The organism is Streptomyces sp. NBC_00442 (assembly GCF_036014195.1).
Lineage (GTDB): Bacteria > Actinomycetota > Actinomycetes > Streptomycetales > Streptomycetaceae > Streptomyces.
Window position 1 is genome coordinate 1,574,614 of the sequence record NZ_CP107918.1, and the last position, 20,515, is coordinate 1,595,128.

The 20,515-nt window shown below is 70.8% G+C and carries 19 protein-coding genes and 1 pseudogene; 10 read left to right on the forward strand and 10 right to left on the reverse strand.

Translation table 11 applies throughout. From position 1 onward, the window contains the following. Nucleotides 1-188: 188 nt before the first annotated feature. From OG432_RS06935 to miaA, 4 genes are all read right to left on the reverse strand, one after another. Nucleotides 189-2,273, reverse strand: coding sequence for a RelA/SpoT family protein (locus OG432_RS06935; RefSeq protein WP_328308795.1), 2,085 nt, complete (start codon nt 2,271-2,273; stop codon nt 189-191). Between the two features lie 304 nt (nt 2,274-2,577). Beyond that, nucleotides 2,578-3,441: a diaminopimelate epimerase gene (gene dapF / locus OG432_RS06940; protein WP_328308797.1), complete on the reverse strand. Its 864-nt coding sequence runs from the start codon at nt 3,439-3,441 to the stop codon at nt 2,578-2,580. A 151-nt stretch (nt 3,442-3,592) separates the two neighbouring features. Then, on the reverse strand, nt 3,593-4,189 hold the full coding sequence (locus OG432_RS06945; protein WP_443058348.1) for a hypothetical protein: 597 nt from the start codon (nt 4,187-4,189) through the stop codon (nt 3,593-3,595). A 101-nt stretch (nt 4,190-4,290) separates the two neighbouring features. Next, entirely contained in the window at nt 4,291-5,229 is a 939-nt protein-coding gene (miaA, locus tag OG432_RS06950; RefSeq protein ID WP_328308799.1) for a tRNA (adenosine(37)-N6)-dimethylallyltransferase MiaA, read from the reverse strand. A gap of 197 nt (nt 5,230-5,426) precedes the next feature. On the opposite strand from miaA, the gene OG432_RS06955 reads away from it, so the two are divergent. After that, on the forward strand, nt 5,427-5,723 hold the full coding sequence (locus OG432_RS06955; protein WP_328308801.1) for a hypothetical protein: 297 nt from the start codon (nt 5,427-5,429) through the stop codon (nt 5,721-5,723). A 190-nt stretch (nt 5,724-5,913) separates the two neighbouring features. Here OG432_RS06955 and OG432_RS06960 read toward each other — a convergent pair whose 3' ends face one another. Together OG432_RS06960 and miaB are read right to left on the reverse strand one after the other, a co-directional pair. Next, entirely contained in the window at nt 5,914-6,615 is a 702-nt protein-coding gene (locus tag OG432_RS06960; protein WP_328308802.1) for a class III extradiol dioxygenase subunit B-like domain-containing protein, read from the reverse strand. An 80-nt stretch (nt 6,616-6,695) separates the two neighbouring features. After that, nucleotides 6,696-8,183, reverse strand: a complete 1,488-nt coding sequence (miaB, locus tag OG432_RS06965; protein WP_328308804.1) for a tRNA (N6-isopentenyl adenosine(37)-C2)-methylthiotransferase MiaB — start codon at nt 8,181-8,183, stop codon at nt 6,696-6,698. Nucleotides 8,184-8,252: 69 nt separating this feature from the next. Between miaB and OG432_RS06970 the strand changes: the two genes are divergently transcribed. Then, the gene (locus OG432_RS06970) at nt 8,253-9,248 is read left to right on the forward strand and encodes a TAXI family TRAP transporter solute-binding subunit (RefSeq protein WP_328308806.1); all 996 of its coding nucleotides are present in this window, start codon (nt 8,253-8,255) and stop codon (nt 9,246-9,248) included. Nucleotides 9,249-9,300: 52 nt separating this feature from the next. Here the strand turns inward: OG432_RS06970 and OG432_RS06975 are convergent, their stop codons facing one another. Then, entirely contained in the window at nt 9,301-10,704 is a 1,404-nt protein-coding gene (locus OG432_RS06975; protein ID WP_328308808.1) for a sensor histidine kinase, read from the reverse strand. A gap of 16 nt (nt 10,705-10,720) precedes the next feature. Beyond that, complete coding sequence (locus OG432_RS06980) at nt 10,721-11,422, reverse strand: response regulator transcription factor (protein WP_328308810.1); 702 nt, start codon at nt 11,420-11,422, stop codon at nt 10,721-10,723. Nucleotides 11,423-11,773: 351 nt separating this feature from the next. On the opposite strand from OG432_RS06980, the gene OG432_RS06985 reads away from it, so the two are divergent. The 8 genes from OG432_RS06985 to OG432_RS07020 all read left to right on the forward strand — a co-directional run bounded on the left by OG432_RS06985 (nt 11,774) and on the right by OG432_RS07020 (nt 18,516). Then, nucleotides 11,774-12,559 carry an amino acid ABC transporter ATP-binding protein gene (locus OG432_RS06985; RefSeq protein ID WP_328308812.1) on the forward strand — a complete coding sequence of 262 codons (786 nt, stop codon included), beginning with the start codon at nt 11,774-11,776 and terminating at the stop codon, nt 12,557-12,559. 206 nt (nt 12,560-12,765) lie between these two features. Beyond that, complete coding sequence (locus OG432_RS06990; protein WP_328308813.1) at nt 12,766-13,686, forward strand: glutamate ABC transporter substrate-binding protein; 921 nt, start codon at nt 12,766-12,768, stop codon at nt 13,684-13,686. Between the two features lie 129 nt (nt 13,687-13,815). Further along, the gene (locus tag OG432_RS06995) at nt 13,816-14,463 is read left to right on the forward strand and encodes an amino acid ABC transporter permease (RefSeq protein WP_328308814.1); all 648 of its coding nucleotides are present in this window, start codon (nt 13,816-13,818) and stop codon (nt 14,461-14,463) included. Beyond that, the gene (locus OG432_RS07000) at nt 14,460-15,398 is read left to right on the forward strand and encodes an amino acid ABC transporter permease (RefSeq protein WP_328308815.1); all 939 of its coding nucleotides are present in this window, start codon (nt 14,460-14,462) and stop codon (nt 15,396-15,398) included. Before OG432_RS06995 ends, OG432_RS07000 begins: the two co-directional genes overlap by 4 nt. A gap of 143 nt (nt 15,399-15,541) precedes the next feature. After that, nucleotides 15,542-17,227, forward strand: coding sequence for an FAD-dependent monooxygenase (locus OG432_RS07005; RefSeq protein ID WP_328308817.1), 1,686 nt, complete (start codon nt 15,542-15,544; stop codon nt 17,225-17,227). Nucleotides 17,228-17,416: 189 nt separating this feature from the next. Continuing rightward, nucleotides 17,417-17,488 carry a putative leader peptide gene (locus OG432_RS07010; RefSeq protein ID WP_309544753.1) on the forward strand — a complete coding sequence of 24 codons (72 nt, stop codon included), beginning with the start codon at nt 17,417-17,419 and terminating at the stop codon, nt 17,486-17,488. A 90-nt stretch (nt 17,489-17,578) separates the two neighbouring features. Further along, nucleotides 17,579-18,112: a cysteine dioxygenase gene (locus OG432_RS07015; protein WP_328308819.1), complete on the forward strand. Its 534-nt coding sequence runs from the start codon at nt 17,579-17,581 to the stop codon at nt 18,110-18,112. Further along, nucleotides 18,103-18,516 (forward strand): rhodanese-like domain-containing protein, encoded by a 414-nt coding sequence (locus OG432_RS07020; RefSeq protein ID WP_328315031.1) that lies wholly within the window; start codon nt 18,103-18,105, stop codon nt 18,514-18,516. Before OG432_RS07015 ends, OG432_RS07020 begins: the two co-directional genes overlap by 10 nt. A gap of 144 nt (nt 18,517-18,660) precedes the next feature. Here OG432_RS07020 and recX read toward each other — a convergent pair. Both recX and recA read right to left on the reverse strand, forming a co-directional pair. Beyond that, nucleotides 18,661-19,395: pseudogene (recX, locus tag OG432_RS07025) on the reverse strand (recombination regulator RecX); the annotation flags it as partial. Further along, nucleotides 19,287-20,420, reverse strand: a complete 1,134-nt coding sequence (gene recA / locus OG432_RS07030; RefSeq protein WP_328308821.1) for a recombinase RecA — start codon at nt 20,418-20,420, stop codon at nt 19,287-19,289. The pseudogene recX and the gene recA, both read right to left, overlap by 109 nt. Nucleotides 20,421-20,515 lie beyond the last annotated feature (95 nt).

Consider the following 20,515-nt stretch of genomic DNA (forward strand, 5'->3'; position numbering starts at 1 on the left):
CGACTCGCATGGGGGCCACCCGAACGGGGGCGGCCACCGGGGCGATGACAGATGCCAGGTGTCAGATATCAATTGTCAAAAGTCAGATGTCAGATGCCAAATGCCGGACATCGGATGGGCTGTTTCGGATCCCGGACATCGGATGTCGGATGTCGGATATCAGACGCTGATCATTGTCCGCCGACCTGTCACCCCGCGGCCGCCGGATGCTGCGCCCGGCTCACGTCGTACACCCCCGCTACGTCGCGCATGGTCCGCATGAGGGCCGGCAGCCCTGCCGCGTCCGGGAGTTGGAGCGTGTAGGTGTGCCGGACGCGCTGTTCGCTGGGGGGTTCCACGGTGGCCGAGACGATGGCCACGTCGGCGCCTGCGATGGCTTCGGTGAGATCGGCGAGCAGGCGGGGGCGTCCGAAGGCCTCGGCGACCAGGGTGACCCTGCATTCCGCGGCGGCGCCCCAGCGCACCTCCACCGGCGCGCGCCCCACGGCCTGCATGCGGACGACGGCCGGACACTGCTGGCGGTGCACGGTCACGGCCGCGCCGCGTACCGAGAAGCCGGTGATCGCGTCGGGCGGTACGGGGGTGCAGCAGCCGGCGAGGCGTACGGTCACGCCCGGCAGGTCGGTCACCGCGTTGGCGGCCGCGCGCCGGTGGGCCGGGACGTTGACCTGGGGCCGGGGCGCCGCGGCGGGCACCGTGACGCCCTCCGGGTTGGCCGCGAGCCAGCCGGTGATCGCGATCCGGGCCCTCGGGGTCCTTGCGTGGTCGAGCCAGTCGGACGACGGGCCGGAGGTGGCGTCCTGGGCGAGCAGGAGCTGCACGGTGTCGCCGTCGTTCAGGACCGTACTGAGTGTTGCGAGGCGGCCGTTGACGCGGGCGCCGATGCAGCTGTGGGCGGCCGCCCCGTATTGCGCGTAGGCGGCGTCGACGCAGCTCGCTCCGGCCGGCAGGACCAGGGTGCGGTCGTCGGCGCAGAACACCGTGATCTCGCTGTCCCCCGCCAGTTCCTCGCGCAGGGAGGACCAGAAGGTGTCGGGGTCGGGGGCGTTCTGCTGCCAGTCCAGGAGGCGTGAGAGCCAGCCGGGGCGTGTGGGGTCCTCGCGTTCGTCCCCCGTCTGCTGCGGGCCGTCGCCGGGTCCTTGTGCGTAGGGGTTTCCGAGCGCGATGACCCCGGCTTCGGCGACTTTGTGCATCTGGCGTGTACGGATGAGGACTTCGGCGACTTCGCCGGACGGCCCGACGACCGCCGTGTGGAGCGACTGGTACAGGTTGAACTTGGGCGATGCGATGAAGTCCTTGAACTCGGAGACGACCGGCGTGAAGCAGGTGTGGAGTTCGCCGAGGACGCCGTAGCAGTCGGCGTCCTCGGAGACGAGTACGAGCAGTCGCCCGAAGTCGCTTCCGCGCATTTCGCCGCGCTTGAGGCGGACCCGGTGCACGGAGACGAAGTGGCGTGGTCTGATGAGGACTTCGGCCTGGATGCCTGCCTCCCGCAGGACGGCCCGTACGCCGTCGGCGATGGCGGCGAGGGGGTCGACGGCGCCGGAGTTGGCCGCGATCAGGGCCCGGGTGTGCTCGTATTCCTCGGGGTGCAGGATCGCGAAGACGAGGTCTTCGAGTTCGGACTTGAGTGCCTGCACACCGAGGCGTTCGGCGAGCGGGATCAGTACGTCGCGGGTGACTTTGGCGATGCGGGCCTGTTTCTCGGGGCGCATCACGCCGAGGGTGCGCATGTTGTGCAGCCGGTCGGCGAGTTTGATCGACATCACGCGTACGTCGTCACCGGTGGCGACGAGCATTTTGCGGAACGTCTCGGGTTCGGCGGCGGCCCCGTAGTCGACCTTCTCCAACTTGGTGACGCCGTCCACCAGATAGGTGACTTCCGCGCCGAACTCGGCCCGTACCTGATCGAGCGTCACCTCGGTGTCCTCCACGGTGTCGTGGAGGAGGGAGGCGGTCAACGTGGTGGTTTCCGCGCCCAGTTCGGCGAGGATCAGCGTCACGGCGAGCGGGTGCGTGATGTACGGCTCGCCGCTCTTGCGGAACTGGCCGCGGTGGGAGGCTTCGGCGAGCACGTAGGCGCGGTGCAGTACGCCGAGGTCGGCGTCGGGGTGGTGGGCGCGGTGGGCGTCGGCCACATGGCCGATGGCGTCGGGCAGCCGGTCGCGTGGGACGGGCCCGAGCAGTGCCGCGCGGCCCAGCCGGCGCAGGTCGATCCTGGGGCGGCCGCGGCGGCGGCTCTGCGCACCAGGATTCGTGGCCTCTGCGCTCATGGGGCACCTCCGGCAGCATCGACCGGCGGTGGAGGGACCGGCGTGCCCCTCCGGGCCGGTGCTTGATGCTACCGAGCCCACCACGTGGCGCAGTCCCGCTCTCGCTCAGCGTGAACCGGATCACCCATTCGAGCGAAGGTTTCGGCCATGCCCGTTTCGTTGTCGGCCGGTGCGGTCAAGGGGCGGCAGGCGCCGAACCGACGCCGAACCGACGGCCCTGTGCCGACGGCGCAGAGCTGTCGATCCTGAGCCGTCGGTCCTGAGCTGTCGGTCTGGAGCCGGCAGTGCTCTCGGCCGGCAGTGCTCAGCCCGCGAACAGCGCGGGGTCGATGACGCCTTCGGCGACGATCACCGCGGATCCGGTCATCTCGATCTCGCCGTCCGGGTACTCGGTGATGAGCAGCGTGCCGCCGGGGAGGTCGACGGTGTAGGTGGCCGGGGTGCCGGTGACCGCGGGGTCGGCGCCGTCCCTGCGGGCGGCGGCGACGGCCACGGCGCAGGCGCCGGTGCCGCAGGAGCGGGTTTCTCCGGCGCCGCGCTCGTGGACCCGCATGGCCACGTGGCGCGGGCCCCGGTCGGCGACGAACTCGATGTTCACGCCGTCGGGGTAGACCGCGGCGGGGCTGAAGGGGGGTACGGAGCGCAGGTCGCCCGCGTGGTCGAGGTCGGTCACGAAGGCGACGGCGTGGGGGTTGCCCATGTTGATGTTGCGGGCGGGCCAGCTGCGGCCGTCCACGGTGACGGTGACGCCGGCCTCGGGGAGCTGCGCGCGCCCCATGGAGACGGTGATGTCGCCGCCCTTGGCGATGTGCACCTTCTTGATCCCGCCGCGGGTGGCGACGGCCAGGTCGCCCTCCGCCGTGAGGCCGGCGCGCTGCAGATAGCCGGCGAAGACGCGCACGCCGTTGCCGCACATCTCGGCGATCGAGCCGTCGCCGTTGCGGTAGTCCATGAACCATTCCGCCTCGTCGGCCATGGCCTTGGCCTCGGGGTGGGCGGCGCTGCGCACCACGTGGAGCAGGCCGTCGCCGCCGATTCCGGCCCGGCGGTCGCAGAGCCGGGCGACGGCGGACGCGGGCAGGTCGAGGGTGTTGTCCGGGTCGGGGACGATCACGAAGTCGTTCTCGGTTCCGTGGCCCTTGAGGAAGGCGATCGGCGCAGTGTTCACGCGTCAATCGTACGGGGGCGCACCGACATCCGGCCGGGCGGGCGGGCCGTCCTGGGGCCGCGGGGACGGCCGGAGGCCGCGGGGACGGCGGGAGGCGGGGTCTGCGGAGCAGGGGTCGGTGGAGGGGGTCTCGGCGGGGGCCGGGGCGGGGTCAGCGGAGGCGGGCCACGCGCCATACGGCGAGCGCGACGAGGACGACGGCGACGCCCACGTAGAGGGCGAGGACGCGCCAGTCCGGGCGTTCTCGTGATCCCCGGCCGGGCAGTCCGGGCCAGGTGTGGCCGACGCGGCGGGCGGCCATCATGCCCCAGCCGGCGGCGCAGCAGCTGATGAGCAGGCCGAGCATGGCCACGACGGGCCCGCCGTCGCCGAATTCGAAGGCGAGGGGGAAGGCGAACATGAGCGAGCCGAGCGCCGCGAGCATCACGATGGGGGCGAGCTGCCAGATCCTGAGCCGGCGCTGGGGGCGTAGTTCGACCTCGACCTCACCGCCGTCGGAGACCGCTCCGACGGAGCCGTCCTCCGGCCCGTCGGGGCTCAGGCCCGAGGCGCCGAGCATCGCGGATCCGAGCGCCGGCGGTGTCGCAGCCGGGTCGTGGGCGGTTCCGGTGGCGTTCTCGGCGGAGGCTGCGGCGGCGTCCTCGGGGACGGGGCTCGTCAGCCCTGGCCCGTGGTCCGTCGAGCCGGGGGGCGCGGTGTCCTTCCGCGACCCTTGCTCTCTGTTGCGAGGGCCGGCCTCCATCGCCACGCGCCCTCCCAACTCGGACTCCACTGGTGGATCGACGTTTGATGATGGCACGGGCTGCGGCGCCGCATTGACCCGCGGAGCGTCCCGATGCCATCACGTGATCAGGCTGTAACCGCTCGTTCGACCAACGCCAGCGCCTGGCGCGGGAGTTCCGCCCGGTCCTGCGTCGCGCCGCTCAACCAGTGGACGCGGGGGTCACGTCGAAACCAGGAGTCCTGGCGGCGTGCGAAGCGCTTGGTGGCGCGTACGGTTTCGGCGCGCGCCTCGTCCTCGGTGCACTCGCCTGCGAACGCCGTGAGGACCTGCTGGTAGCCAAGGGCCCGTGAGGCGGTGCGCCCTTCGCGCAGCCCGCGCTCCTCCAGGGTCCGCACCTCGTCGATCAGGCCCGCTTCCCACATCCGGTCGACGCGCAGGGTGATCCGTTCGTCGAGTTCGGGGCGGCCCACGTCGACGCCGATCTGGACGGTGTCGTACACCGATGCGTGGGTGGGCAGGTGGGCGGTGAACGGCTGTCCGGTGATCTCGATCACTTCGAGGGCGCGGACGATCCGGCGGCCGTTGCTGGGCAGGATCGCGCGGGCGGCGTCGGGGTCGGCGGCGGCCAGTCGCCGGTGCAGGGCGCCGGGGCCCTGCTGGTCCAGTTCGCCCTCCAGGCGGGCGCGTACGCCGGGGTCGGTGCCGGGGAAGTCGAGCACGTCGATCGCCCCGCGTACGTAGAGGCCGGATCCGCCGACGAGGACGGGGGTGCGTCCTGCGGCGAGGAGCCGGTCGATCTCGGCGCGGGCGAGCTTCTGGTAGAGCGCGACGTTGGCCGGTTCGGTGACGTCCCAGATGTCGAGGAGGTGGTGCGGGACGCCGCCGCGCTCGTCGGGCGTCAGCTTGGCGGTGCCGATGTCCATCCCTCGGTAGAGCTGCATGGAGTCGGCGTTGACGACCTCGCCGCCGAGCTGCTGGGCGAGGAAGACACCCAGATCGGACTTTCCGGCCGCTGTCGGACCGACGACGGCGATGACCCGCGGTGCGGGAGCTGCGCTTCTCACTGTCACAGTCTGTCAAACCCCGGGGGTCCTCCTCGAACGAGCGACGTGACGAGGCGCGGTTGGGTTCGTTGCCTGTTGCGAGGTTCCGAACGCCGGTTTGTTGACCGGTGCCGCCGGGCGACGCAATGAGGCGCTCCGGTCGGCCCGGGATTTCGCCCACACGAGTACGTTTTGGAGTAGATATGGGCGTTTTTTCGATGTTTCGCCGTAAGGCCGACGCGGTTGTCGCGGAGTCGAGCGAGGAGGCCTCGGCCGCCACGCTGACGGCGGAGCCTGGGGCCGAGGGCGACGCCGCCGCGGCGGGCTGCTGCCCGGGGGCCGGCGTTCCCGCGGGGTCCGAGGCGTCCGAGGGGTCCGAGGAGGCCGCGGCCGCCACGGAGAGCGGAGCGGGCGAGGCGGCGGAGGGCGTGGCCGCCGAGGGGGTCGAGATCCCCAAGCAGCAGTCCGCCGAGGAAGCCGCGGACAACGAGGCCGGCGAAGGCGCCCGCAAGTAGTCCCCCCGCACCACATGCTCCACGCACGACCTCACAGGTGCCCCACACATGTGACCCCCACCTGACCCACGAGGACGTCGGCGGCGCACCGCCCGCGTCCGCGGGGTGAACCACGCGCGCCGGAGGGCCGTGGAGCTGCTCGCTCCACGGCCCTCCGGGGTGTCATCGGCCTCGGAACCCGATCCGGGTTTCAGGACCAGACGCCGACGAAGTAGCCGACTCCGTACGGCGCGTCCTCGTAGAGGAGGCGTCCGGCGAGGCCGGCGTCGGCCGCCGCCCCTGCCAGTACCTGCCAGGGCGCGCGGCCCGCCGCCTTCAGCTCGTGCGCCAGCCGGTCGTCGAGGCCCTTCAGGGCGGCGATGTCGGCGGAGCCCAGAGCGGCCGCGGCGACGGCGTCGAAGGCCGTGGCGCGCTCGTCGAGGTAGCCGGGCGCCTTGAGGGTGCGGCAGGCGCTGCCGTCGCCCATGACGAGCAGTGCGACCCGGCCGGCCCTGGAGGCGAGTTCCTCGCCTGCCTCCGCGCACGGCCCCGGCTCCAGCCGCTCGGCCACGGCGTGCCCCTGGACCGGTGCGTCCGCCCAGCCGGCCCGCTCAAGGAGCCAGGCGCCGACCGCGAGCGAGGCGGGAAGGCGCTGCGCCCCGGGCTCACCGGCGCCCAGGCGTACCGACACGTCCACCCCGAACCCGGCGAACGTGCCCACCGCGCCGTGCCGGAACGTGCCGCTCTCGTCCGCGGGGCCGACCACGACGAGGAGGTCGGGCCGGGACGCGGCGAGCACGCCGACCGCGTCGGCGCAGGCATCGCGCGCCGCGTCGAGTTCCGGCGCGGCGCCGGCGGCGACCTCGGGGACCAGGAGGGGCGGGCAGGGGCAGACAGCGGCGGCTACGAGCATGATCCGCAGCCTAGCCCCGTTCCGCGGCCCCGGCCCCGCCGCGCGGAGCGGGCGGGCGCGCGGAGCGGGCGGCCCCGGACTCACACGGCCGAGCAGCCCCCCGTGGGCTCCGGCAGCGGCGCCGGGGCGCCGATCGACGGGAGCCCGAGCAGCACTCCGGCGGGCTTGGCGGCGGGCGCCGCGGTGCGCTTCTCCCAGGCGTCTCCGGCACGGGTGCGGCGCACCGCGTCCGTCGGGCCTTCGGCGAGGAGGTGGTGCGGGGCGGCGTAGGTGATCTCGACGGTCACCACGTCGCCGGGGCGCACGTCCTGGTCCGGCTTGGTGAAGTGGACCAGGCGGTTGTCGGGGGCGCGGCCGGACAGGCGCTGCGTGGAGCCGTCCTTGCGGCCCTCGCCCTCGGCGACCATGACCTCAAGGACGCGGCCGACCTGCTTCTTGTTCTCCTCCCAGGAGATCTCCTCCTGGAGGGCGGACAGGCGCATGTAGCGCTCCTGCACGACGTCCTTGGGGATCTGGCCCTCCATCGTCGCCGCGGGTGTGCCGGGGCGCTTGGAGTACTGGAAGGTGAAGGCGTTGGCGAAGCGGGCCTCGCGGACCGTGTGCATGGTCTGCTCGAAGTCCTCCTCGGTCTCTCCGGGGAAGCCCACGATGATGTCGGTCGAGATGGCGGCGTGCGGAATGGCCGCGCGTACCTTTTCGATGATCCCGAGGAAACGCTCCTGCCGGTAGGAGCGGCGCATCGCCTTGAGGACCGTGTCCGAACCGGACTGCAGCGGCATGTGCAGCTGCGGCATCACGTTCGGGGTCTCGGCCATGGCGGCGATCACGTCGTCCGTGAAGTCGCGCGGGTGCGGCGAGGTGAAGCGGACCCGCTCCAGGCCCTCGACGGCCCCGCAGGCGCGCAGCAGCTTGCTGAACGCCTCGCGGTCCCCGATGTCCGAACCGTAGGCGTTGACGTTCTGCCCGAGCAGCGTGATCTCCGAGACGCCCTCGCCGACCAGTGCCTCGATCTCGGCCAGGATGTCGCCGGGACGGCGGTCCTTCTCCTTGCCGCGCAGCGCCGGAACGATGCAGAAGGTGCAGGTGTTGTTGCAGCCCACCGAGATGGACACCCAGGCCGCGTACGCCGACTCGCGCCGCGTCGGCAGCGTGGAGGGGAACGCTTCCAGTGACTCGGCGATCTCGACCTGCGCCTCCTCCTGGATGCGGGCGCGCTCCAGGAGCACCGGCAGCTTGCCGATGTTGTGCGTGCCGAAGACGACATCGACCCAGGGGGCGCGCTCCACGATGGTGTCGCGGTCCTTCTGGGCGAGGCAGCCGCCGACGGCGATCTGCATGCCTGGCCGCTTCGTCTTCATCGGGGCGAGGCGGCCGAGATTGCCGTACAGCTTGTTGTCGGCGTTCTCCCGCACCGCGCAGGTGTTGAAGACGACGACGTCGGCATCCCCGTCGGCGCCCTCGGGCGCGCGGACGTAGCCGGCTCCCTCAAGGAGGCCGGACAGCCGCTCGGAGTCGTGGACGTTCATCTGGCACCCGTAGGTGCGCACCTCGTAGGTCTTCGCACTCATCTCGCACACCAGGGTACGGGGCCCGCCACCCCCTGGTCCTCACGGGCGATCAACTGGCAGGATCCAGCCATGCTCCCCGCTCTGTCCCGGCCCCGTCGCAAGCGCGCCCTGCAAGGGGCAGCGGCCACCGTGGTGTCGATCGGGCTGCTCGTGTGGTGGCTGGTCCCGTTCGGCAGCCCGTCACCGGCCGGCACGATCGACATCAGTACGGGCGTGCGCACCGGGGTGTACCAGCGCTACGGCGAGCTGCTGCGGCAGGCGCTCGCCAGTGACCTGCCCGACGTCCGCGTCCAGCTGCGCACGAGCGAGGGCTCGCAGCAGAATCTGCAGCGGGTGGCCGACGGCGTATCCGACTTCACCATCGCGACGGCCGACTCCGTCGACAAGTTCCGCAAGGACGACAAGCCGGGCGCGGACGATCTGCGCGGCTGCGCGCGGCTGTACGACGACTACGTACAGCTGGTGGTGCCGAAGGACTCGCCCGTGCGGTCGGTCGCGGACCTGCGCGGCAAGAAGGTCGCCGTCGGCCAGGACGGTTCGGGGGTGCGCCTGCTGGCCGACCGGCTGCTGCCGGCCGCGGGCCTGGATCCGCAGAAGGACATCACGCCCGTACCGGCGGGCATCGACACCATGCCTGAGCTGCTGCGCGGCCACCGGATCGACGCGTTCTTCTGGTCCGGTGGGCTGCCGACGACGGCCGTCCTCAAGTTGTCCGAGGCGTACCCGATCCGTCTCGTCCCGCTCGCCGACCTGGTGTCCGCGCTGCACAAGGCGGACGGCAGCACCGGGTACTACCGGGCTGCGACCATGCCCGCCGACGCCTATCCGCGGGCGCAGCGGGGCGTGCCCGTGCCGACGATCGCCGTGGCGAACCTGCTCGTCACCACGGACCGCACCGGTGCCGCGCTGACGGAGGGCTTCACGCGCACGGTGATAAACAGCCGTGACCGCATCGGCCGCGAGGTGCACGCGGCGCAGCTCGTGGACCTGCGGACGGCGATCTACACCAACCCGCTGCCGCTGCACGACGGGGCCCGCGACTACTACCGCTCGGTCAAGCCCTGAGCGCGGCGCCGGGAGGGCGCCGCGCCACGGGCAGCACCCGCTCGCCCCGGGTTCACTCCTCGGGCTGTGTGCGCGGCACGGTGACCGTCACCCGCAGACCGTGCGGCTCGTGGTGGGCGTAGGCGATGGTGCCGCCGCCGGCCGCGAGCAGAGCGCGGGAGATGGACAGGCCGAGGCCCGAGCCCTTCACGTTCTGGTGGCGGCCCGCACGCCAGAAGCGGTCGCCGATGCGGCCGAGCTCCTCGTCGGACAGGCCCGGCCCCCGGTCGCTGACCGTGACGGTGACCCGCGGTCCTTCGACTGTGACGGTGGCCCGCACCTCCTGGCCGGCGGGGGTGAACTTCAGGGCGTTGTCGATGACGGCGTCCAGGGCGCTGGAGAGTGCCACCGAGTCCGCCCAGCCGGTGGCCGCGGCCGAGCCGTCCGCGATCAGCCGTACGCCCTTGTCCTCGGCGAGCGGGCGCCATGCCGCCACTCGCTCCCCCGCGAGCGCACCGATGTCGGTGAGCTGGAGGTCGGCGGCGGCGTGTTCGGCGAGCGCCAGGCCCAGCAGGTCGTCGAGGACCTGCGCCAGGCGCTTGCCCTCGGTGCGGACCGAGGCGATCTCCTCGTTGCCTTCGGGGAGTTCGAGGGCGAGCAGCTCGATGCGCAGGAGCAGCGCGGACAGCGGGTTGCGCAGTTGGTGCGAGGCGTCGGCGACGAAGGCGCGCTGCTGTTCGAGGACCTCCTCGACGTTGTCGGCCATCTCGTTGAACGAGTGGGCGAGCCTTCTGAGTTCGGGGGGTCCGCCGGCGGCCGCGACACGGGAGTTCATGCGGCCGGTGGCGATGTCGTGGGTGACGGCGTCCAGGACGCGTACGGGTCTGAGCACCCATCCGGTCAGGCGGAACGCCGCGCCGACCGCGAGGAGCATGGCCGCGAGCTCGCCGGCCGCGATGAGGAGCCAGCCGTGCAGGGTGCTGGAACGCATGCTTCCGGTGGGCGAGTCGGTGACGACGACCGCGATGACGTCGCCCTCGCGCACCACGGGCGACGCGACCACGAGGCGGCCCTCCTGCCACGGCCACACCTGGGCCGGGTCGTGGCTGCGGCGGCCCGCAAGGGCCTCGTGGAAGGCGACGTAGCCCTGGCCCTTGGCGGGGACCTGCCAGCCGGCGGGGGCGCTCGCCATGGCGCTGCCGTTGCGGAAGAAGACGCCCGCCTTGATGCCGTACAGGGTCGAGTAGCGGGTGAGTTCCTCCTCCAGGGTGGTCAGCCGTTCCGCGCTGTTGGCGTCGTTGCCGTCGGGCGCCGTGACGAACTGCGCGAGCGCGGCGAAGCGCGCGGTGTCGTCGATCCGGTCGACGACGACCCGCTGCTGCGCCGCGTGGGCCACGCTGAGGGCCAGCGGAAAGCCGAACGCGACCAGGACGAGCGCGAGCAGGAAGATGAGGAGCGGCAGCAGGCGGGTACGCACCGGTCTGCTCGGGGTCTCAGCGGGCGGCCGGCGCGACGAGCCGGTAGCCCACGCCGCGCACGGTCTCGATCAGCGCGGGCATGCGCAGTTTGGAGCGCAGGGAGGCGACGTGCACTTCGAGGGTGCGGCCGGTCCCTTCCCAACTGGTGCGCCACACCTCGCTGATGATCTGTTCCCGGCGGAAGACGACACCCGGGCGCTGGGCGAGCAGCGCGAGCAGATCGAACTCCTTGCGGGTCAGCTGCACGCTCTCGCCGTCGACGCTGACGCGGCGGGTGGGGAGCTCGATCTGGACGCGGCCCAGGCGCAGTTCGGCGTCGTCCGGCTCGGGCGCGGCGCCCGGCGGCGGACGTCTGATGACCGCGTGGATGCGGGCGATGAGCTCGCCGGTGTCGTACGGCTTGACCACGTAGTCGTCGGCGCCCAGGTTGAGTCCGTGGATGCGCGACCGGACGTCGGCACGGGCCGTCACCATGATCACCGGGGTGGCGGTGCGCTTGCGGATCTTGCCGCAGACCTCGTAGCCGTCCTGGTCGGGCAGGCCGAGGTCGAGCAGGACCACACCGAAGGGTGGTTTGGCGCTGTGCTCGTCCGGCAGGAGGGCCTGCAGTGCCTCTTCGCCGTTGCGCGCGTGCTTCACCTCGAAGCCATGCTTGGCGAGCACCGCGGACAGGGCCGCGGCGACATGGTCGTCGTCCTCGACGAGCAGCAGTCTCATGGCCCCCCTCACCGGTCCCTCTGATCCCTGGATGCGCGCCGGATCCGCAGATGCGTCTTCACTGTGTCTGCTTCTGCGTCTTCGCTGTGTCTGCTTCGTCTTCGCGTGTTCACCGACCGCGCCTCGACATGTACTCCCGAATCCATGCTTATGGTCACCGCTTCGGTCAAGGGGGCGCCCGCCCCTTCGCACCATCCGTTACGGAGCCGGTACTCCCCGGGGGTGCGCGCTCACCGAGAGTGCCGCCACGCGACCGGATCGTTATGCTCAAGTTCCGCTCAGATGTAATGACGCTGGTCACAACTCACTACTACGTTCCTCCCCAACCGAGGAGGACGGAGCAAGAAGCCGATGAGCGGAGTATCAGTGGCCAAGGGGACCGAGGACGCCGTACCCGCGTCGGGTGACCTGGTCGTGCTGAGCAACGTCAACAAGCACTTCGGCGCGCTGCATGTGCTCCAGGACATCGACCTGACCATCGCCCGTGGCGAGGTCGTCGTCGTCATCGGGCCCTCAGGGTCCGGGAAGTCCACGCTGTGCCGCACCATCAACCGCCTGGAGACGATCGATTCCGGGGCGATCTCGATCGACGGCAAACCGCTGCCCCAGGAGGGCAAGGAGCTGGCGCGGTTGCGTGCCGATGTCGGCATGGTCTTCCAGTCGTTCAACCTCTTCGCGCACAAGACGGTGCTGGAGAACGTGATGCTGGGCCAGGTCAAGGTCCGCAAGACCGACAAGGGGGCCGCGGAGCAGAAGGCGCGCGCCCTGCTCGACCGGGTCGGCGTCGGCACCCAGGCCGACAAGTATCCGGCGCAGCTCTCGGGCGGTCAGCAGCAACGCGTGGCGATCGCGCGGGCGTTGGCGATGGACCCCAAGGTGATGCTCTTCGACGAGCCCACCTCGGCACTGGACCCGGAGATGATCAACGAGGTCCTGGAAGTCATGCAGCAGCTGGCGCGGGACGGCATGACGATGGTCGTCGTCACGCACGAGATGGGCTTCGCCCGCTCGGCGGCCAACCGGGTCGTGTTCATGGCCGACGGGAAGATCGTGGAAGAGGCCGTGCCCGACCAGTTCTTCAGCAACCCGCGCAGCGACCGGGCCAAGGACTTCCTGTCGAAGATCCTGCACCACTGACGCGCACCACCGGCACCGCCGGCACCAGCCGGCACCGTCGGCGGCAGTCGGCCGCAAGACGGCTGCAAGACCGGCCACGAGCAGGTGGCGGACAGCCGACGACAGATGACAGATGGCAAAGATCCATTGTCAACTGTCCATCGCCGCCGCGCACTTGACGGCCGACCGATGACGATCAACGACCAACGACGCAAGGAATGTTCGCCATGATGCTCCGCAAGTACGCCGCCGTCGCGGCGATCGCCGCGCTCGCTCTGACCGCGACCGCCTGTGGCGGGAAGTCCGGCTCCGCCGGTGACAAGCAGTCCGCACAGCCGGGCGCCAGCGACGCGCCGAAGCTTCCGACGTACACCGTGGCCTCCAACGTCACCCTCGACTCGCCGACCTTCAAGGCGGCCAAGTCCCGCGGCAAGCTCATCATCGGCTCCAAGGCCGACCAGCCCTACCTCGGCTTCGAGGACCAGTCGACGCGGGTGCGTTCCGGCTTCGACGTCGAGATCGCCAAGATGATCGCCGCCGACCTGGGCTTCAAGGACGACCAGATCGAGTGGAAGACCGTCGACTCCGGAGTGCGCGAGACCGCGATCTCCAAGGGCCAGGTCGACTACTACGTCGGCACCTACACGATCAACGACAAGCGTAAGCAGCAGGTCGGCTTCGCCGGACCGTACTACAAGGCCGGCGCCGACCTGCTCGTCCGCCAGGACGACACCTCCATCACCGGCAAGACCTCCGTCAAGGGCAAGAAGGTCTGCTCGATCGTCGGCTCCACGCCGCTGCAGGAGATCAAGAAGCCCGAGTACGGCGCCTCCGTCGTCGAGCTGTCCAAGTACTCGGACTGCGTGCAGCAGCTCCTGACCAAGCAGGTCGACGCGGTGACCACCGACGACGCGATCCTCAAGGGCTACGCCGCCAAGAACTCGGGCAAGCTCCGCGTGGTCGGCAAGCCGTTCACCGAGGAGCCGTACGGCATCGGCATGAACAAGGACGACAAGGCGCTGCGCGACTTCGTCGACTCCTCGCTGGAGAAGCACGAGCAGGACGGCACGTACAAGAAGATCTACGACGCGACGCTCGGCCTGTCCGGCTCCACCTTCCAGGCCCCGCCGGCCGTCGTCCGTTACTGACGGCAGCCGCACCGACGACAACCGCTCAACCCGCTCAACCCCTCAGCCGTTTGACGCGCCCCGTACCCGGTACGGGGCGCCCCGGCCCTGTCCGACGACCCAGCCGCTGCCCGCCGACGCGGAGACCTCATGAACGTACTGCTCGACCATTTCGCGGATTTCCGTGACGGCTTCATAGGCACGGTGGAGATCACCGTCGTCAGCTCGGTCATCGCGCTGGTGCTCGGACTGCTGCTCGCCGGTTTCCGGGTCTCCCCGGTGCCGCCGTTGCGCTTCTTCGGCACCGCCTGGGTGACGCTGTTGCGCAACACCCCTTTGACGCTGCTCTTCCTGGTCTCCTTCTTCGTCGTGCCGGAGATCTTCTTCCCCGGGATGAGCCCGTTCCTTCTCGGTTCGCTCGCGCTCGGTTTCTACACGGCGTCGTTCGTGTGCGAGGCCGTCAGGTCGGGTATCAGCACGGTGCCGTTGGGCCAGGCGGAGGCCGCCCGCTCGATCGGCATGAGCTTCCCGCAGACGCTGGGCCTGATCGTGCTGCCGCAGGCCACCCGGACGGTGATCCCGCCGCTGAGTTCCATCTTCATCGCGCTCACGAAGAACTCGGCGATCGCCGGTGCCTTCAGTGTGACCGAGCTGTTCGGCTGGCAGAAACTGATGAGCGAGGACGGGTACGACATCGTGCCGGTCTTCATCTGGGTCGCCCTCGGCTATCTGATCGTCACCTTCGCGATGAGTGGCCTCTTCCGTCTCCTTGAGCGCCGCATGGAGGTCGCCCGATGAGTGCCAGCGTTCTCTATGACGCCCCCGGCCCCAAGGCCGTCGTCCGCAACCGGATCTATGCCGTCGTCGGCACGGTCGTCCTGCTCGGTCTGGCCGTCGTCGCCGTCGTCCGGCTCTCGGACAAGGGCGACCTCGACTACGGCATGTGGGACATCTTCAATTACGAGGGCATCCGGCAGAACATCGCCGACGCGGTGCTCGCCACGTTGAAGGCGTTCGGTCTCGCGGCCGTCGGCTCGCTGGTGCTGGGCGTGGTCCTGGCCGTCGCCCGGCTGTCCGACCACAAGCCGGTGCGGTGGGCTGCGACGGCGTTCATCGAGCTGTTCCGTTCCATCCCGCTGCTCATCACGATCTACGGGGTGTGGGTGGGTTTCCTCACCGACTACTCGATGTGGGCGCTGGCGCTCGGCCTGTCGATCTACAACGGCTGTGTCCAGGCGGAAGTACTGCGGGCCGGCGTCAACTCGGTGCCCAAGGGGCAGCGGGAGGCGGCGTACGCCCTGGGGATGAGCAAGACGCAGGTGATGGCCAGTGTTCTCATGCCGCAGGCGGTCCGTGCGATGCTGCCGACGATCATCAGCCAGCTCGTCGTCACGCTCAAGGACACGTCGCTCGGTTTCATCATCCTGTATCCGGAGCTGCTCCAGACGGCCCGGCTGATCGCGAGCAACACGCAGGTCAACGGCGCGTACCCGTATGTGTCGACCATTGTGGTCATCGGCACCATCTATGTGGCGATGTGTCTGCTGCTCGCGGCGCTCGCCACGTGGATCGAGAAGCGCGGGCGACGGGCGAAGACGGGGATCTCCGTGGGCGCGGCCGCCGCTCCGCTCGCCGGTGCCGGTACCGCAGCCGGTCCTGCCGTTGGTCCTGGCGCCGCGGTGGCGGCCGAGGGGCCCGTGGGGGCCGATGGGGTGCCTGACGCGACGAACTGACGGCATATGAGGCAGTGACGCCCGCGTCGCTGCCTCCGTCACTTGACGCAAGCACGCGCAGTGGGTTGCATACGTTCTGTGATCGTGCACCGGGTTCCCCGCGCCACCTGCAAGCCGTTCCGACGTTCCTCGGGAGTCACGCCGTGGACCCGGTGATCATTGTCGGCGCCGGTCCGGTGGGCCTGGTGCTGGCGCTCTCCCTCGCGGCGCAGGGTGTGCCGTCCGTGGTTCTGGACGAGGGCTCGGGACCGGAGGAGCCGCGTCCGGTCCGTACGGTCGTGCTGCGCCCGGATGTCGCCGCGTTCGTGGCGGGGCTGGGGTGTCCGGCCGTGGTGGGCGACGGTGTCGGCTGGGTGGCCTGGCGGTCGATGAGGCGCGGTCACCTACTGCGCCGTGTGGAGTTCGGTGAGGGCCGGGACGGGGGGCCGTCGCCGGTGCATGTGCCGCAGCACGAGTTGGTGCGGGGGCTGCGTGCGGCCCTTGCGGCGTCCGGGCTGGTCCGTCTGGTCACGCACAGCCGTCTGGACCGGTTGGAGCAGGACGCGCAGGGGGTGTCCGCGCACACGTCGGGGCCGGGTGCGACGTGGTGGCGGGGCAGCTATGCGGTCGGCTGCGACGGTGCCCGCTCCACGGTCCGCAAGCTGCTCGATGTCCGTTTCGCGGGCCGTACGGCGGTGGAGCGTCAGGCGGTGGTGGCTCTGCGGGCCGAACTGCCGTGGCCCGGTGAGGCGTTGCTGCACCGGCTGCCGCCGTGGCGGGCGGGTGGCGAGGAGGTGACGGCCCGTCCTTTGCCGGGCGGGATCTGGCGGCTGGACTGGCTGCTTCCGCCGCGTGCCGACCTGGTCACGCCGGACGCCCTGGTGGGGCGGGTGCGGGACACGCTCGGCGGCTGGTGCGGTGGGACGCCGCAGTACGAGCTGCTGGACACGGGGGTCCACACGGTGCATCACCGGCTCGCGCGGCGCTGGCGGGTGCGGCGCGCGTTCCTGGCCGGGGACGCCGCGCATCTGCTGGGCGCTCTGGGGACGCAGGGCCTCGACGAGGGGCTGCGGGACGCGCGGAACCTCGCGTGGAAGCTGGCCCGTGCCTGGCACCACGGCCCGTGCGAGGCGCTCCTGGACAGTTATCAGGCGGAGCGGCGGACGGCGGTGGCGGCACGGCTGCGGGCGGCCGACCAGTCGTTGCCGGTGCTGCGGGGCGGGGCGGGGCTGCGCGGGTGGATTCCGGGTACCGCGCGGGCTCACGACGCGCTGGTGGCCGACGGGCATCTGGGGCGCGGTCCGCTCGGGGCGCCGGACGGCCATCCGGATTCGCCTCTCGCGCCCGCGCCTGCCGAGTCGCACATCGCGGTGGGTACGGCGGCGGGTTCGCCGGTCTCGGACGTGCCGGTGACGGCGCCGGACGGTGGTGTGGTCGCGCTGCGGGACCGGTTGGGCAGGGGCAGGCTTCTGGTGGTTCTGGTCGCGCCGGGCACCGCGGTCTGGGACCGTCGGCACTGGCTCACGGCGGGGGTCATGCCCCGTTTGACGGCGGCGGTGGCCGAGCTGCCGCTCGATGCCGAGCTGTTGGTCGCCGAGGCCTATCCGGGTGCGCCCGCTCATGCCGTCCTTCTGGTGCGTCCCGATGGCCACCTGGTCGCGGCCTTCAACGGCGTGCACCCGGTGGATCTGTACGCTGCCGCCGAGGCGGTACGGGGTGGGGTGGGGCGGGGCGAGGGGGACCCTGCCGGGTCTGGGTCTGGGTCTGGGGCCGACCGTGTTGGTGGTGGCGGGGTTGAGGGTGCTGGTGCCGCGCAGGTGGGGCAGGTGGTGGGGCGGAGGGCGGAGTGACACGTGACGTGCTGGCCGATGTCTGATGGCCGGTGCTTGATGGGCGATGTCTGACCGTCGCTGCCTGGCTGCCGGTGCCGTACGTTCGACGTCTGACGGTCGATGTGCGTCATCTGATATCCGTCATCCGGACGCCGATTGACCGGCACGGCCGCTCATGGTCTACTCCCGAGCGTGACCGACACCGATGTGCGCCTGTGGCGGAGGGTCCATATGGACCTCGTCCGCTATGCGGGCTGCGTGTGTCGCCCGTCCTGCTGATTCGCCTTTCCTTCGCGCCGTGCCGCAGCGCCCTTGTGCCGCTGATCGGCCGTACGCGCGCCTTCGCGAACTCCCTCAGGACGGTCTGCTGTGTCGCTCCTCGTACCCACACCTGTCAGTACATCGGTGCCCGCCCCCACTGAGGCGGCACTGCTCGACTTCGCCCAACGCACGGCTGCGGATGCCGCGTTGGTCGCCTCGCTCCCCCTCGACGAAGAGGGACGCACCTGGATTCGTCTCGACGGGCCGGGCGGCAGTGAGGCGTGGCTGATCGGCTGGCCGCCCGGTACCGGTACGGGCTGGCACGATCACGGTGGCTCTCACGGTGCCTTCGCGACGGCGGCGGGCGCGCTGCGTGAGGACTCGCTGGCGGCCCGGCTGCCCACGGAGGGCTGGAAGACGCTGGAGCTGGCCGAAGGGGTGGACCGTTCAAGGGAGTTGGGGGCCGGCAGCGGCCGGGCGTTCGGGCCGCATCATGTGCATCAGGTGCGGAACGAGTCGGGGACCGGGCATGCGATTTCGGTGCACGCCTACTATCCGCCGCTGCCGCTGATCCGGCGGTACAGCCGGACGGGCGCGGTGCTGAGGGTCGAGCAGGTCGAGCGTCCGGAGGACTGGAGTTGAGTGCGGAACGTGGCCGGCCGGTGGGAATCGATGAGCTTCTCGAACGGGCCAGATCGGGTCTTGACCGGTTGTCTCCGCAGGAGGCGTTTGCCGAGGCCGCGAGGGGGGCCCTTGTGGTGGACATCCGGTATGCGGCGCTGCGGGAGCGGGACGGTCTGATTCCGGGGGCCCTGGTGGTCGAGCGCAATGAGTTGGAGTGGCGGCTCGATCCGCAGGGCAGTCATCGCGCCGCGGAGGCCACGAGCCATGCGTTGCGGGTGGTGGTGGTCTGCAATGAGGGGTATGCGTCGTCTCTCGCGGCGGTGTCTTTGCGGGAGTTGGGGCTGTATCGGGCGACCGATCTGATCGGTGGTTTCCAGGCGTGGCGTGCGGCGGGTTTGCCGGTGACGGGACCGGTTGGCTGACCTGCGGCGGGGTGTGGGCCTCGCTCGTTCTGCGAGGTGCTCCGGCTGGTGCGGTTGGGTGGGCTGGTGTGGCGTCCCTGGCCGGGTGAGTGGCCAGGGACGGGATGCCCGGGGTGCCGGCGGTTGCCGGGCGGCCTGTGCGGGTCAGGCTTCGTACAGGTCGTCGGCGTCTTCGCCTTCTTGCTGGAGTGCCTGCCGGACGACGCGCAGGGCCATGCCTTCCGGGTAGCCCTTGCGGGCGAGCATGCCGGCGAGGCGGCGCAGGCGGCGGTCTCGGTCGAGGCCGCGGGTGGAGCGCAGTTTGCGTGCGACGAGGGCGCGGGCGGTTTCCTCCTCGCGGTCGGAGTCGAGTTGGGCGATTGCTTCGTCGACGACGGTGGCGTCGACGCCCTTGGTGCGCAGTTCGCGTGCCAGGGCGCGGCGGGCGAGTCCGCGGCCGTGGTGGCGGGATTCCACCCAGGCGTCGGCGAAGGCGGCGTCGTTGATCAGGCCGACCTCTTCGAAGCGGGAGAGGACGTCTTCGGAGATGTCGTCGGGGATTTCCCGTTTCTTCAGGGCGTCGGCGAGTTGTTTGCGGGTGCGGGGGGTCCCGGTGAGCAGGCGCAGGCAGATTGCCCGCGCCCGCTCGGCCGGGTCCTGGGGCGGCGGTTGTTTCTCGGCTCTCGTCGAGGTGGTGCCGTCGCCCGTTCCGTCCGGGCCGCCCCGTCGGGATCGGGCCCGCTGGGGGCTCGGTTCCTCGGGGTCGGCCCACTCGGTCCTGCGGGTCATCGCTAGCTCTTGGCAGCGGCGGCCTTGGCCGTCTTGGCCTTGGGGGCGGGCACGGCTGCCGTGTCCGTCGCCGGGGCGGTTTCGGCGGTGGCGTCCTTGGTGGTGGCGTCCTTGGTGGTTTCGGTGGCCGGGGCTTCCGGCCGGACACCGACGCCGAGCTTTTCGAGGATCTTCTTCTCGATCTCGTTGGCGAGGTCCGGGTTGTCCTTGAGGAAGTTGCGGGCGTTCTCCTTGCCCTGGCCGAGCTGGTCGCCCTCGTAGGTGTACCAGGCGCCGGCCTTGCGGACGAAGCCGTGCTCGACGCCCATGTCGATCAGGCCGCCCTCGCGGCTGATGCCCTGGCCGTAGAGGATGTCGAACTCGGCCTGCTTGAAGGGGGGCGCGACCTTGTTCTTGACGACCTTGACGCGGGTGCGGTTGCCGACCGCGTCGGTGCCGTCCTTGAGCGTTTCGATGCGGCGGATGTCGAGGCGTACGGAGGCGTAGAACTTCAGGGCCCGGCCACCGGTGGTGGTCTCCGGGGAGCCGAACATGACGCCGATCTTCTCGCGGAGCTGGTTGATGAAGATCGCGGTGGTCTTCGACTGGTTGAGCGCGCTGGTGATCTTCCGGAGGGCCTGGCTCATGAGGCGGGCCTGGAGGCCCACGTGGGAGTCGCCCATTTCGCCTTCGATTTCCGCGCGCGGCACCAGGGCCGCCACGGAGTCGATGACGATCAGGTCGAGGGCGCCGGAGCGGACCAGCATGTCGACGATTTCCAGTGCCTGCTCGCCGTTGTCCGGCTGCGACAGGATGAGGTTGTCGATGTCGACGCCGAGCTTCTTGGCGTACTCGGGGTCGAGGGCGTGTTCGGCGTCGATGAAGGCCACCGAGCCGCCGAGCTTCTGTGCGTTGGCCACCGCGTGCAGGGTCAGGGTCGTCTTGCCGGAGGATTCCGGGCCGTACACCTCCACGACGCGGCCGCGCGGCAGGCCGCCGACGCCGAGTGCGACGTCGAGCGCGGTCGACCCGGTGGGGATGACCTCGATGGGCTCGTTCGGCCGCTCGCCCAGGCGCATCACCGCGCCCTTGCCGAATTGCCGTTCAATCTGTGCGAGCGCGGCGTCGAGCGCCTTCTCGCGGTCGGTTCCTGCCATGGGTTCCACCCGATTTGCTTGAGTCGATCGCTTCACGTCAATGACGCTAACCCCTGCCACTGACAATGGGCCCCGGCGTCCTTCCAGCCTGTGGA